This window comes from Streptomyces sp. TG1A-8 (assembly GCF_030499535.1).
In the GTDB taxonomy this organism is placed as follows: domain Bacteria; phylum Actinomycetota; class Actinomycetes; order Streptomycetales; family Streptomycetaceae; genus Streptomyces.
Genome location: NZ_JASTLB010000001.1, coordinates 3556113 through 3569521 on the forward strand (window position 1 = coordinate 3556113; position 13409 = coordinate 3569521).

The window sequence follows — 13409 nt, forward strand, 5'->3', positions numbered from 1 at the left end:
GCATCACCTCACGCGAAGGGTTGCGCACATGGGCATTCTCACTCGACTGCGGAACGCATTCGGCCGACGCAAGGGGCGAACCGCCGAGGCAGAGGATGCGACCCAGGAGCCGACCTCCACGGCGCCGGAGCCCTCGCCCGCCCCCGATCCGACCACCACCCCCCAGATCCCGGAACCCCGTACTTCTACCTCCACCTCCACCTCCACCTCCACCTCCGAGGAACACGAACTGGTCTCCTTGGCCTTCGACAACGTGGCGGTACCCAGGCAGCAGAGAGACCCGGGACCGGCCGACGGCACCCCTGAGCCGGAAACGGCCACGGAGCAGGAACGGGAGACGGCCCCGGAGGCCGGCACCACCTCTGAAGCCACCCCCCAGCCCGAGGCCGCCCCCGAGCCGGAGCCCGAGGCCGCCCCCGCGGTCGAACCCCGTGGCGGAGCGGCCCCGGAGCCCGAGCCGGAGACCGAAACGGTCCCCGAGCCCGAGTTCCGGACCGGAGTCACCCCCGAACCCGAGCCCGAGGCGACCCCGGAACCGGAGGCCGGAACCGGGGCCGAGGCCACCCCCGAGCCGGAGGCCGAGGCCACCCCCGCGGTTGAACTCCAGGAGGAAGCGACCCCGGAGCCCGAGGCCACCCCCCAGGCCGGGGCAACGCGCGAGCCGGAGACCGCGGCCGAAGCCGAGGCCGCCCCCGAGCCGGAGACCGAGGCTGAGGTCGAGGACGAGACGATCCCCGAGCCGGAGACCACGGCCGAAGCCGCCCCCGAGGCCGAGGTGATCCCGGCCCCGGAGCCGGAAACCGAAACGGACCCCGAGCCCGAGCCCGAGAGCGGGGCGGCCCCGGCCCCCGAACCGGAGACCGAGACCGAGACCGGGGCCACCCCCGAGCCGGAGGCCCAGGTCGCCCCCGAGCCCGAGGCCGAACTTCAGGCCGGGGCCACCCCGCGGCCCGAGCCGGAGACCGAAGAGGCCCCTGAGCCCGAGCCCCAGGCCACCCCCGAGCCCGAGCCCGAGGCGATCCCGGAAGCCGGGCCGTCGGCCGAGGCAGCTCCCGCGCCCGAACCGGAGGCCGCGGTTGAGGCCCCCGCCGAGCCGGAGCCGGAGACGGACGAGCCCTCGGCCGCCGACGGCGAGGACGCCCCGCAGGGGTCACCCTCGGCCGGCAACGGCACCAGCACCGGTGGTGCGGGTGCGGACGGCACCGCCGAAGGCGAAGCCGGGGCGGACCCCCAGCCGCAGGCAGAGGCGGCCCCCGACGCGGCCCCGGACCCCGAGCCGGAGGCGGCCCCGGACCCCGAGACCGAGCCCGCGCCCGCGCCCGCGCCGGACGCAAAGCCCGAGACCGAGCCGGACGCGGAGCCCACCGCCCCCGCCAGGCCCGCAATCCCCCTCGCCCGGGTGAAGTCCCGCACCCCCTCCCTCACCACCGCCTACAAGGCCGCCGCGACCGCCCTCAGGAAGGCCGGCCTCACCGGCACCCGGGCGAAGCTCTACCTCGTGCTCGACCGCTCCGCGAGCATGCGCCCGTACTACAAGGACGGCTCCGCCCAGGCCCTCGCCGACCAGACCCTGGCCCTGGCCGCCCACCTGGACCCCGAGGCCACGGTCCACGTCGTCTTCTTCTCCACGGAGGTCGACGGCACCACCGACCTCACCCTCACCCCGGACCACGAGACGAAGATCGACGACGTCCACGCCGGCCTCGGCCGCATGGGCCGTACCAGCTACCACGCCGCCGTGGAGGCCGTGGTCGCCCACCACGACGGGGGCGACCGCGACACTCCCGCCCTGGTGGTCTTCCAGACGGACGGCGCCCCGGACGCGAAGACCCCGGCCACCCAGTCCCTCACCGAGGCCGCGAAGACCCACCCCTCCCTCTTCTTCTCCTTCGTCGCCTTCGGCGAGCACGACAACAAGGCCTTCGACTACCTGCGCAAACTGAAGACCGACAACACGTCCTTCTTCCACGCGGGCCCGGCCCCCCGCGAACTGACGGACACCGAGCTGTACGGAGGCGTCCTGGCCTCCTGGCGCCCCTGACCGACGGGGATCCGCTCCGGCCGCCCCTTCCCGGCACGCAGAACGGGAAGCGGGCGGCCCTCCCGTGTCGGCTACGATTTCAAGGTTCGCAAGACGACCGACCTGGGAGCAGCCCCCCGATGGCTCGACACCTCATCACCAGCGCCCTTCCGTACATCAACGGAATCAAGCACCTGGGCAACATGGTGGGGTCCATGCTCCCGGCGGACGTGTACTCCCGGTACCTCCGCCAGCGCGGTCATGACGTCCTGTACATCTGCGCGACGGACGAGCACGGCACCCCCGCCGAACTCGCGGCGAAGGAGCAGGGCCTCGCCGTGGACGCGTTCTGCGCGCAGGCGCACGACGCCCAGAAGGCGATCTACGACGGCTTCGCCCTGGCGTTCGACTACTTCGGCCGGAGCTCCTCCGCCCAGAACGTCGAGATCACCCAGCACTTCGCCCGCAGGCTGAACGAGAACGGCTTCATCGAGGAGCGGGCGATCCGCCAGGTCTACTCGCCCGCCGACGGCCGCTTCCTGCCGGACCGGTACGTCGAGGGCACCTGCCCGCACTGCGGCTACGACAAGGCCCGCGGCGACCAGTGCGAGAACTGCACGCGCGTCCTGGACCCCACCGACCTGATCGACCCGCGCTCGGCGATCTCCGGGTCCACGGACCTGGAGGTCAGGGAGACCAAGCACCTCTTCCTGCTCCAGTCCAAGCTGCAGCACGAGGTCGAGGCCTGGGTCTCCCGGCACGAGGAGGACTGGCCGCAGCTCGCCTCCTCCATCGCCCGCAAGTGGCTGAACGAGGGCCTGCACGACCGGGCGATCACCCGTGACCTGGACTGGGGCATCCCCGTCCCGGCGGACACCTGGCCGGAGCTGGCGGCCGAGGGCAAGGTCTTCTACGTCTGGTTCGACGCCCCGATCGAGTACATCGGCGCGACGAAGGAATGGGCGGACCGGGACCCGGAGAACCGGGACTGGAGGTCCTGGTGGTACGAGGCGGACGACACCGTCCGCTACACCGAGTTCATGGCCAAGGACAACGTCCCCTTCCACACGGTGATGTTCCCGGCCACCGAGCTGGGCGTGCGCGAGCCGTGGAAGAAGGTCGACTACGTCAAGGCCTTCAACTGGCTGACGTACTACGGCGGCAAGTTCTCCACGTCGCAGAAGCGCGGTGTCTTCACCAACCAGGCCCTGGACATCCTCCCCGCCGACTACTGGCGCTACTTCCTGATCGCCAACGCCCCCGAGTCGGACGACTCCTCCTTCACCTGGGAGCACTTCACCTCCACGGTCAACAAGGACCTCGCCGACACCCTGGGCAACTTCGTCAACCGCGTGCTGTCCTTCTCGAAGAAGCGCTTCGGGGAGGCGGTCCCGGCCGGCGGTGAGCCGGGCGAGGCGGAGGCCCGTCTGGGCGGGGAGATCGCCGGGCTGCTGGCCGAGTACGAGTCGCACATGGAGTCGCTGCAGTTCCGCAAGGCCGCCGCGGCCCTGCGCGCCCTGTGGTCGGCCGGCAACTCCTACCTGGAGGAGAAGGCCCCCTGGCTCCAGATCAAGACCGACAAGGACGGCGCGGCCCTCACCCTGCGCACGGCGATGAACCTGATCCACCTGTACGCGGTGGTCTCGGAGCCCTTCATCCCGTCGACGTCGGCGGCCATGCGCCGGGCGTTCTCCCTCCCGGACGACACGGCGGCCTGGGTGACGGCGGACGAGGCGGAGTCCCTCACCGCGGTCCCCGCCGGCACCCCCTTCACGGTCCCCCCGGTCCTGTTCGCCAAGCTCACGGACGAGGACCTGGAGACGTACAAGGAGCGTTTCGGCGGCGAGCCGGCCGCGTGACCCGGCGCCGGTAGTCGCAGTCGCCGGACGTCCACGGGTGTCCCCGCCGAGGAAGGGGCCCCGGCCGCGGGAGGCCTCGGCGGGGCCGCTCACCGTCGCTCCGGGACCCGTCCCGCTCCTCGTGACACCCGGGTGCGGGGCGCGTGCCGTTGCCGGGTCAGCGTTCCGCCGCGTAGGCCACGAAGTCCGCCCACGCGCCGGGCGTGAGCGCCAGACGGGGACCGTCGACGTTCTTGGAGTCGCGGACCTGCACGGTGCCGGGGGTGACGGCAAGCTCGACGCGGGAGTCATCTTCGTTGCCGTCGCCGTAGCTGCTCTTGAACCAGGCCGGTTCGGCAGCGTCCCCGGCGGGGGCCTTGCGGATCATGTGTCTCCCAGCAGTTGCTCGATGAAGGCCAGCGACTCCTGTGGGGGGAGAGCCTGCGCCCGAATGGTGCCAGGGCGCAGTTCGAGGATGCGCGGCTGCCTCGGATCGGAGGTCGGCCGACCGTTGAAGGCGCCGTCAGCGCGCCCCATGGTCGTGCCGTCCTCGGACTTCAGCAGTTCGTTCCTGCCGTCCAGGCCCGGGTGGACCTCGCAGTGTGTCGGCATCACCTGAGGCGTGACGTTCCGGAACCCGCCCCCGCTCCCGCACCACCCACTCCGGCGCGCTTCGGAACACCCCACACAGGACCTTTCGGGCGGAACCTGCGGAACCCGGCGGGAAGCCGTGGATCGCCGGGCGCGAACGGAAGGGCCCGGGACCGGTGCCGGTCCCGGGCCCTTCCGCCCCTGCTCGTGCCCTACTTCGGCTGCGGCCTGCGGATGTCCAGGTGCAGCTCGCGCAGGCGGGTCTCCTCCAGCTCGGTCGGGGCGCCCATCATCAGGTCCTGGGCGTTGCCGTTGAGCGGGAAGGCGATCGTCTCGCGGATGTTGGGCTCGTCCGCGAGGAGCATGACGATGCGGTCCACACCGGGGGCGATGCCGCCGTGCGGCGGGGCGCCGAAGCGGAGCGCGCGGAGCATGCCGGCGAACTCGCGCTCGGTGGTCTCCCGGTCGTAGCCCGCGATCTCGAAGGCCTTGAGCATGATGTCCGGCTCGTGGTTCCGGATCGCGCCGGAGGACAGCTCGACGCCGTTGCAGACGATGTCGTACTGCCAGGCCAGGATGTCCAGCGGGTCCTGGTTCTCCAGCGCGTCCATGCCGCCCTGGGGCATCGAGAACGGGTTGTGCGAGAAGTCGATCCTCCCGGTCTCCTCGTCCCTCTCGAACATCGGGAAGTCCACGATCCAGCAGAACCGGAAGACGTCCTCCTCGAAGTGGCCGGCCCGCTTGGCCGCCTCGACGCGGACCGCCCCCATGACCTTGGAGACCTCGTCGAACGCGCCCGCGCCGAAGAAGACCGCGTGACCGGGCGCCAGGGCCAGCCGCTTGGTCAGCTCGGCCACGTTCTCCTCGGTGAGGAACTTGGCGATCGGGCCGGACAGCGTGCCGTCCTCGCCGACGCGGACCCAGGCCAGGCCCTTCGCGCCCAGCGACACCGCGAAGTCCCCGAGCTGGTCGAAGAACTTGCGGGGCTGCGCGGCCACGTCCGGCACCGGCAGGGCCCGGACGTGCTTGCCCGCGAACGCCTTGAACTCCGAGCCCGCGAAGACGTCGGTGATGTCCACCAGCTCCAGCTTGGCGCGCAGGTCCGGCTTGTCGGAGCCGTACTTCAGCATCGCCTCGCGGAACGGGATGCGGGGGAACGGGGAGGTGACCTCGCGCCCGCCGCCGAACTCGGTGAACAGCTCGGTCATCAACCGCTCGATCGGCTGGAAGACGTCCTCCTGCTCGACGAAGCTCATCTCGACGTCGAGCTGGTAGAACTCGCCCGGCGAGCGGTCCGCGCGGGCGTCCTCGTCGCGGAAGCAGGGCGCGATCTGGAAGTAGCGGTCGAAGCCGGAAATCATCAGCAGCTGCTTGAACTGCTGCGGGGCCTGCGGGAGGGCGTAGAACCTGCCCGGGTGCAGCCGGGAGGGGACCACGAAGTCACGGGCGCCCTCGGGGGAGGTGGCCGTCAGGATCGGGGTCGCCATCTCGTTGAAGCCCAGGGCGCTCATCTTCTGCCGGATGGCCGAGATGACCTGCGTGCGCAACATGATGTTGCGGTGCATGCGCTCGCGGCGCAGGTCCAGGAAGCGGTACTCCAGGCGCCGCTCCTCGTTGACCCCGTCCTCGGTGTTGATGGTGAAGGGAAGCGGGGCGGCGGCGCCCAGCAGCTCGACCTCGGCCACCTCGACCTCGATCTCGCCGGTGGGCAGGTCAGGGTTGACGTTCTCGGTTCCACGTGAAACAACCGCGCCGTCGACGCGGACCGTGGACTCCTTGGAAACCTTGTCCAGCGCCTCGTACGCGGGCGTGCCGGGGCGGGCGACCAACTGCGTGATGCCGTAGTGGTCGCGCAGATCGATGAAGAGGATGCCGCCCAGGTCGCGCCGATTGTGCAGCCAGCCGCTCAGCCGGACGTCGGTGCCGACGTCGGAGGCGCGGAGCTGGCCGCAGGTGTGGGACCTGTACCGATGCATCGTCGTTCATCGTCCTTCGTTCGTGGGTGTGCCGGGAGTGCTCCCCCGGCGGGAACGGGCACGGGGCCCGGACCCATCAAGGGTACCGGGCACCCCAAGATCGGCTCCCCACCGCGGACGGGGGACCACCTACGGTGGCAGGTCCCGACGACATCTCCACAAAGTGGGGCAATGCGCACGGGCGAGCCCCTTCCCGCCGTCGGGGACGTCCTCACCACCCTGGCGACCGGGCTGTGGCATCGGAACACCGCCACCGGGCTGGTCACCGCGGAGGCGGCACGGCTGCTCGGGCTGCCCGCCGAGCCCGCCACGCTCACCGAGGCCCAGGCCCGCGCCCGGCTGCACCCGGTGGACTAGGAACGAGACCACCGGAGTGGTGCGGCTCGCGGTCGCCGAGGACACGCTCGCCGAGGTGCGCATCCGGATCGTGGACGAGTGGGGACGGATCCTGCGGGTCGTCCGCAGCCGCTCCAAAGCGTCCTTCGACCCCGAACGGCACGCCTACGAACTGATCGGCACCCTCCAGGAGGTCACCGAGCCGGCCCCGGGCACGGCGGCGGCCCGCAGCGCGGTCACCGGGGACTGGCGGCGTTCGCGGGAGGCGTTCCTGCTGGACGCCGGCCGGGCGCTGGCGGAGGCGCGGTCCACCGAGGAGGTGCTGCGGGTCGCGGCCGGCCTGTCGATGCCGGGCTTCTCCCCGAACGGGCTCGCGGTGTTCGGGGTGGAGGGCGACCGGCTGACGGTCATCGGCCAGCACGGGCACCGGTCCGGTGACGTCGGCCCCTTCTCCGACATACCGCTGAGCACGCCGTACCCGGCGGCCGAGGTCGTGCGGACCGGCCGCGCCGTCTACCTCTCCTCCCCCGAGGAGTACCGGGCCCGCTACCCGGCCGCCTGGCCGCTCGCCCGGCACCCCGGCCGCCACTCCTGGGCCTTCCTGCCGCTGACGGCGGCCGGGCGCACCATGGGCGCCTGGCTGGCGGCCTTCACCTACCCGGTGGCCTTCACGCCCGACGAGCGGGCGGTGCTGACGACGGTCGCCCGGATGCTCGCCCAGGCCCTGTCCCGGGCCGGTGCCGCGGAGTCCCAGCGGGAGCTGGCCGAGGGCCTGCAGCGCTCCATGCTGCCCTCGCCGGGCCCCCGGATCCCGGGCATGGGCGTCGCCGCCCGCTACGTCCCGACCGGCGGGGGCCTGCAGGTCGGCGGGGACTGGTACGACATGATCCCGCTGCCCGGGGGCGCCTTCCGGGGCGAAGTCCGGGACGGGACGCTTCGCGCTGGTCATCGGGGACGTGCAGGGTCACGACGTGCGGGCGGCCGGCCTGATGGGCCAGTTGCGGATCGCCCTGCGCGCGTACGCCTCCGAGGGCCACCGCCCGGACGCGGTCCTGACCCGCGCCTCCCGCTTCCTGCACGGCATCACCCATGACGAGCACCTGACCGACCTGCGCTTCGCGACCTGCCTGTACGTGGAGGCCGATCCGGTGACGGGCGTGCTGGAGGTCGCCCGCGCGGGCCACCCCGACCCGGCGATCCGCCTGGCGGACGGCACGGTGATCATGCGGCCGACCGCGGGCGGGCTGCCGCTGGGCGTGGACCCGGACGCCGACTACCCGACGACCCGGTTCGCGCTGGAGCCCGGCGAGACCATGATGATCTGCACCGACGGCCTGATCGAGACCGGCGGCCAGGACCTGGACAGCGGCTGGCGGCGCATCCGCGCGATCCTGGAGGACTTCGACCCCCGCGGGGCGTCCGGCGACGGCGGCCTGCAGGCGCTGGCCGACGCGCTGCTGCTCGCCGAGGTCATCGGCGGGACGGGCGGGCGCCGGCTGCGGGTGGAGGTCAAGGATGCGGGCGACGACCTGCCGCACAAGCGTCGGCCCGGCGAGCTGGCCTCCTCCGGACGCGGCCTGGTGCTGATCGAGATGCTGGCGAACGAGTGGGGGGTGGAGCCGCGCGGCGAGGGCAAGGGCATCTGGTTCGAGCTCTACGAGTCCGGGCCGGGGACGGTGTCCGGGGCCGGCCCGGACTCGTAGCGCGTGCGCAGTTCGTGCAGCACGCCGAAGCCGGCCGCGGTCAGCGGCACCGCGAGCAGCATGCCGAGGATGCCCGCGACGGAAGCGCCGGCGGTGATCGCCAGCAGCACGGCCGCCGGATGCATCTGCACGGTCCGGCTCTGGATCATCGGCTGCAGCACGTGTCCCTCCAGCACCTGGACGGCGAGGACCACACCGAGCGCCCACAGGGCGATGACGAGGCCGCGGTCGGCGAGCGCGACCAGCACGGCCACCGCACCGGAGATGAAGGCGCCGAGGTAGGGGATGTAGGCGCCGACGAAGACGAGCGCGCCGAGGCCGATCGCGCCGGGCACCCGCAGGACCAGCAGGCCGACGGTGATGCAGAGGGCGTCGATGAGGGCGATGAGGGTCGTGCCGCGCATGAAGCCCTCCACCGCCTCGAAGGCGCGCCGGGCGATGGCCTCCAGGGTGTCGGCGGTGCCGCCGGGGGCGAGGGACCTGATGCCCTTGACGGCCCGGGGGGAATCGCGCAGGAAGAAGAAGACGAGCAGCAGCGCCAGCACCGCCATGGCGAGGCTCTCGCCGACCACGCTGACGCCGCTGATGACGTTGGAGGCGGCGGTCCCGCCGAACTTGCCGAGCAGCTCGCGGGCGTTGGCGGCCAGGTCGTCCAGTCCGGTCCCGGCGGCCCCGAAGTGCCGCGCGACGGCCCTGGCGCCCTCCCGGAGCGCGGCGAGGATGTGGTCACCGGTGTCGACGAGCGCGGCGACGACGATGTACACGGCACCGCCGACGACGGCGACGACGGCCACACAGGTCAGCCCGGCCGCCAGCGACCGCTGTACCCCCCTCGCCACGAGCCGCCGGTGCAGCGGCCCGAGCAGGGCCGTCCCGAGCAGCGCGAGCAGCACCGGGACGACGGCCGTGCGCAACTCCGCGCACAGCCGCGCGCCGATCCACCCGACCCCGGCCACGAGCAGCAGCACGGCGCACCAGGCGGCGAGCCGGCGGACGGGTTCGGGCAGCACGTGCACCCGTCCAGCCGATCATGTCCGGGCCCGGCTGTCCTGCGCGGCCGGGCCGGCCGGGTGACGGCGGCTGCCGCACGCCGGCGCGGGCGCCGGCGGCGGTTGCCGTGTCGGTCGTGGCGGTGCCGGTCGTGGCGGTGCCCGGCGCAGGAGCGGCGCCGGCGGCCGCCCGTGGGATCGGTGGCGGTGCCCGGCGCGGGCGCCGAACGGAGCGGTGCCCGGCGCCGGGGAGGGGGCGTCAGGCCTGCGGGCCGCTCCCCGTCATGCCGTGGACGGCCGGGACGCTGCCCAGTCGGCCCTTCTGGAAGTCCTCGAAGGCCTGCTGGAGCTCTTCCCGGGTGTTCATGACGAACGGGCCGTAGTGGGCCATCGGCTCGCGGATCGGCTGCCCGCCGAGGAGGACGACCTCCAGGTCGGGCGTGTGGGAGTCCTGTCGCTCGTCGGCGCGGACGGTCAGCGAGGAACCGGCGCCGAACACGGCGGTCTGGCCGCCGTGGACCGGCCGGCGCTCCGTGCCGGCGCTGCCGCGGCCGGCGAGGACGTAGGCCAGGCCGTTGAAGTCCTCGCGCCAGGGCAGGGTGACCTCGGCGCCCGGGGCGAGGGTCGCGTGGATCATCGTGATCGGCGTGTGCGTGATGCCGGGCCCGGCGTGCCCGTCCAGCTCACCGGCGATGACGCGCAGCAGCGCGCCGCCGTCGGGGGAGGTGAGGAGCTGGACGCTGCCGCCGCGGATGTCCTGGTAGCGGGGGGCCATCATCTTGTCCCTGGCGGGGAGGTTGACCCACAGCTGGAGCCCGTGGAAGAGACCACCGGACATGACCAGGTGCTCCGGCGGCGCCTCGATGTGCAGCAGGCCCGAGCCCGCGGTCATCCACTGGGTGTCGCCGTTGGTGATGGTGCCGCCACCGCCGTTGGAGTCCTGGTGGTCGAAGATCCCGTCGATGATGTAGGTGACGGTCTCGAAGCCGCGGTGCGGGTGCCAGGGGGTCCCCTTCGGCTCCCCAGGCTGATACTCCACCTCGCCCATCTGGTCCATCATGATGAACGGGTCCAGGTGGTGGTAGTTGATCCCGGCGAACGCCCGGCGCACCGGGAAGCCCTCGCCCTCGAAACCGCTCGGCGCGGTCGTGACGGCGAGCACGGGACGGGCCACCGCGTCGGCGGCAGCGGCCACGCGGGGCAGCGTCAGCGGGTTCTCGACGGTCACAGCGGGCATGTCGGTACCTCCTTGGGCGGCGTGCGTCCCACTTTAGTTGAGCGTTGAACTTTCTGCCACTCACAACGCGACGGGCCCGGAGGGCATTCCCTCCGGGCCCGGGTGCACCCCGGCGGCGCGGACGCCGTCCGCACGGCCGCGGCGCCTCAGCCGTACATCCGCCGCATCGCGAAGTCGACCATCTGCTCCACCGCCTTGGCGTCGAACACCATCCGGTGCTCGCCCTCCATGTCCAGGACGAAGCCGTAGCCCGTCGGCAGCAGGTCGATCACCTCGGCGCCGGTGATGACGAAGTACTTCGACTCCTTGCCCGCGTACCGGCGCAACTCCTTGAGCGAGGTGAACATGGGGATCACCGGCTGCTGGGTGTTGTGCAGGGCGAGGAAGCCGGGGGTGTCGCCGCGCGGGCAGTACACCTTGGACGTGGCGAAGACCTGCTGGAAGTCCTCGGCGGACATCTGCCCGGTGGTGAAGGCGCGCACCGCGTCCGCGAGCGAGGGCGGGGACGGCTCCGGGTAGAGCGGCGGCTGCTGGCCGTACCCGCCGGCACCGCCCGGCATCTGCTGCTGCGGCGGGGCGTACTGCTGCTGCGCGGCGCCGCCGTCCATGGGCTGGCCGTATCCGTACATGCCCCAAAGAGTAACGAGTCACAGATGGCCGGAACCGGGTTGCATCTTATTACCGACGGGTAGCATCATCGTACCTACTTGTTGGTACCTGAACCAGATGCGAGGAGCCAGTGCCTCGCCGAGTCCTTTACGGAGCCGTCGCCATGGGGCACTACAAGTCCAATCTCCGCGACATCGAGTTCAACCTCTTCGAAGTACTGGGGCGCGACAAGGTGTACGGCACCGGGCCCTTCGAGGAGATGGACACCGAGACCGCCAGGAGCGTCCTGGAGGAGCTGACCCGCCTCTCGGAGAACGAGCTGGCCGCGTCCTTCGCCGACGCCGACCGCAACCCGCCGGTCTTCGACCCGGAGACCAACACCGCGCCGGTCCCCGCGTCCTTCAAGAAGAGCTACCAGGCGTTCATGGACTCCGAGTACTGGCGCCTCGGCCTGCCCGAGGAGATCGGCGGCACCACCTCGCCCCGCTCCCTCATCTGGGCCTACGCGGAGCTGATCCTGGGCGCCAACCCGGCCGTGTGGATGTACTCCTCCGGCCCCGCGTTCGCCGGCATCCTCTTCGAGGAGGGCAACGAGGTCCAGAAGCACGTCGCCAGGATCGCCGTGGACAGGCAGTGGGGCTCCACGATGGTCCTCACCGAGCCGGACGCCGGCTCGGACGTCGGCGCCGGCCGCACCAGGGCCGTGCAGCAGGAGGACGGCTCCTGGCACATCGAGGGCGTCAAGCGCTTCATCACCTCGGGCGAGCACGACATGTCGGAGAACATCCTCCACTACGTGCTCGCGCGTCCCGAGGGCGCCGGCCCCGGCACCAAGGGCCTGTCGCTCTTCCTCGTCCCGAAGTACCTCTTCGACTTCGAGACCGGCGAGCTGGGCGAGCGCAACGGCGTCTACGCCACGAACGTCGAGCACAAGATGGGCCTGAAGGCCTCCAACACCTGCGAGATGACGTTCGGCGACAAGCACCCCGCCAAGGGCTGGCTGATCGGCGACAAGCACGACGGCATCCGCCAGATGTTCCGCATCATCGAGTTCGCCCGCATGATGGTCGGCACGAAGGCGATCTCCACGCTCTCCACCGGCTACCTCAACGCGCTGGAGTACGCCAAGGAGCGCGTCCAGGGCCCGGACCTGGCCGACTTCATGGACAAGACCGCGCCCAAGGTCACCATCACCCACCACCCCGACGTGCGCCGCTCGCTGATGACGCAGAAGGCGTACGCGGAGGGCATGCGCGCCCTGGTGATGTACACCGCCTCGGTCCAGGACGAGATCCAGGTCAAGGAGGCCAACGGCGAGGACGCCTCCGCCGAGCACGCCCTGAACGACCTGCTTCTGCCGATCGTCAAGGGCTACGGCTCCGAGAAGGCCTACGAGCAGCTCGCCCAGTCGCTGCAGACCTTCGGCGGCTCCGGCTTCCTGCAGGAGTACCCGATCGAGCAGTACATCCGCGACTCCAAGATCGACACCCTGTACGAGGGCACCACGGCCATCCAGGGCCAGGACTTCTTCTTCCGGAAGATCGTCCGCAACCAGGGCGCCGCGCTGAACTCCCTCGCCGAGGACATCAAGAAGTTCCTGGCCCTCGGCACCGGCGGCGAGGAGCTGGCGGGCGCCCGCGAGCAGCTGGCCAAGGCCGCCGTGGAGCTGGAGGCGGTCGTCGGCCTGATGCTGACCGACCTCGCGGCCACCGAGCAGGACGTGAAGAACATCTACAAGGTGGGCCTGAACACCACCCGCCTGCTGCTGGCCTCCGGGGACGTGGTCGTCGGCTACCTGCTGCTGAAGGGCGCCGCCATCGCCGCCGAGAAGCTCCAGACGGCCTCGGCGAAGGACAAGGCGTTCTACACCGGCAAGATCGCGGCGGCGAAGTTCTTCGCGGCCAACGTCCTGCCGGGCGTGACCCTGGCCCGCAAGGTCGCGGAGAACGTCGCGCTGGACCTGATGGAGCTGGACGAGGCCGCGTTCTGACCGGCTCCCGGACCCGCTCCGGGCCGGCCCCGCGGCCGGCGGACCGCACGACCACCGGATGACCGCGCGGGCCCGTTCCCCTCCACCGGGGACGGGCCCGCGCACGTCGTTAAGGTAAAG

General features: G+C 71.8%; 8 protein-coding genes and 2 pseudogenes. 4 read left to right on the forward strand and 6 right to left on the reverse strand.

The window, feature by feature from the left end; genetic code table 11:
* Positions 1 to 28: 28 nt before the first annotated feature.
* Both QQY24_RS15375 and metG read left to right on the forward strand, forming a co-directional pair.
* Entirely contained in the window at positions 29 to 2041 is a 2013-nt protein-coding gene (locus tag QQY24_RS15375) for a VWA domain-containing protein (protein WP_301973254.1), read from the forward strand.
* Positions 2042 to 2160: 119 nt separating this feature from the next.
* Positions 2161 to 3879 (forward strand): methionine--tRNA ligase, encoded by a 1719-nt coding sequence (gene metG / locus QQY24_RS15380; protein ID WP_301973255.1) that lies wholly within the window; start codon positions 2161 to 2163, stop codon positions 3877 to 3879.
* Positions 3880 to 4036: 157 nt separating this feature from the next.
* Here the strand turns inward: metG and QQY24_RS15385 are convergent, their stop codons facing one another.
* The 3 genes and pseudogenes from QQY24_RS15385 to aspS form a co-directional block, all read right to left on the reverse strand.
* Complete coding sequence (locus QQY24_RS15385) at positions 4037 to 4246, reverse strand: DUF397 domain-containing protein (RefSeq protein ID WP_301973256.1); 210 nt, start codon at positions 4244 to 4246, stop codon at positions 4037 to 4039.
* Positions 4243 to 4488: pseudogene (locus QQY24_RS15390) on the reverse strand (Scr1 family TA system antitoxin-like transcriptional regulator); the annotation flags it as partial. The pseudogene QQY24_RS15390 and the gene QQY24_RS15385, both read right to left, overlap by 4 nt.
* A 173-nt stretch (positions 4489 to 4661) precedes the next feature.
* A complete protein-coding gene (aspS, locus tag QQY24_RS15395; RefSeq protein ID WP_301973257.1) occupies positions 4662 to 6425 on the reverse strand; it encodes an aspartate--tRNA ligase in 1764 nt (587 codons plus the stop codon).
* A 171-nt stretch (positions 6426 to 6596) separates the two neighbouring features.
* On the opposite strand from aspS, the pseudogene QQY24_RS15400 reads away from it, so the two are divergent.
* Positions 6597 to 8464 (forward strand): annotated as a pseudogene (locus tag QQY24_RS15400) (SpoIIE family protein phosphatase).
* Here QQY24_RS15400 and QQY24_RS15405 read toward each other — a convergent pair.
* From QQY24_RS15405 to QQY24_RS15415, 3 genes are all read right to left on the reverse strand, one after another.
* The gene (locus tag QQY24_RS15405; protein WP_301973258.1) at positions 8416 to 9480 is read right to left on the reverse strand and encodes an AI-2E family transporter; all 1065 of its coding nucleotides are present in this window, start codon (positions 9478 to 9480) and stop codon (positions 8416 to 8418) included. The pseudogene QQY24_RS15400 and the gene QQY24_RS15405 overlap by 49 nt on opposite strands.
* 232 nt (positions 9481 to 9712) lie before the next feature.
* On the reverse strand, positions 9713 to 10690 hold the full coding sequence (locus QQY24_RS15410; RefSeq protein WP_301973259.1) for a pirin family protein: 978 nt from the start codon (positions 10688 to 10690) through the stop codon (positions 9713 to 9715).
* Positions 10691 to 10836: 146 nt separating this feature from the next.
* Positions 10837 to 11319: an SseB family protein gene (locus QQY24_RS15415; protein ID WP_301973260.1), complete on the reverse strand. Its 483-nt coding sequence runs from the start codon at positions 11317 to 11319 to the stop codon at positions 10837 to 10839.
* A gap of 143 nt (positions 11320 to 11462) precedes the next feature.
* Between QQY24_RS15415 and QQY24_RS15420 the strand changes: the two genes are divergently transcribed.
* Positions 11463 to 13289: an acyl-CoA dehydrogenase gene (locus QQY24_RS15420; protein ID WP_301973261.1), complete on the forward strand. Its 1827-nt coding sequence runs from the start codon at positions 11463 to 11465 to the stop codon at positions 13287 to 13289.
* Positions 13290 to 13409: the final 120 nt, after the last annotated feature.

Excerpts from the sequence above, each read along its gene's own strand:
- QQY24_RS15375 (WP_301973254.1), top strand. The coding sequence starts at position 29 with ATGGGCATTCTCACTCGACTGCGGAACGCATTCGGCCGACGCAAGGGG.
- metG (WP_301973255.1), top strand. The coding sequence starts at position 2,161 with ATGGCTCGACACCTCATCACCAGCGCCCTTCCGTACATCAACGGAATC.
- QQY24_RS15385 (WP_301973256.1), bottom strand. The coding sequence starts at position 4,246 with ATGATCCGCAAGGCCCCCGCCGGGGACGCTGCCGAACCGGCCTGGTTC.
- aspS (WP_301973257.1), bottom strand. The coding sequence starts at position 6,425 with ATGCATCGGTACAGGTCCCACACCTGCGGCCAGCTCCGCGCCTCCGAC.
- QQY24_RS15410 (WP_301973259.1), bottom strand. The coding sequence starts at position 10,690 with ATGCCCGCTGTGACCGTCGAGAACCCGCTGACGCTGCCCCGCGTGGCC.
- QQY24_RS15415 (WP_301973260.1), bottom strand. The coding sequence starts at position 11,319 with ATGTACGGATACGGCCAGCCCATGGACGGCGGCGCCGCGCAGCAGCAG.
- QQY24_RS15420 (WP_301973261.1), top strand. The coding sequence starts at position 11,463 with ATGGGGCACTACAAGTCCAATCTCCGCGACATCGAGTTCAACCTCTTC.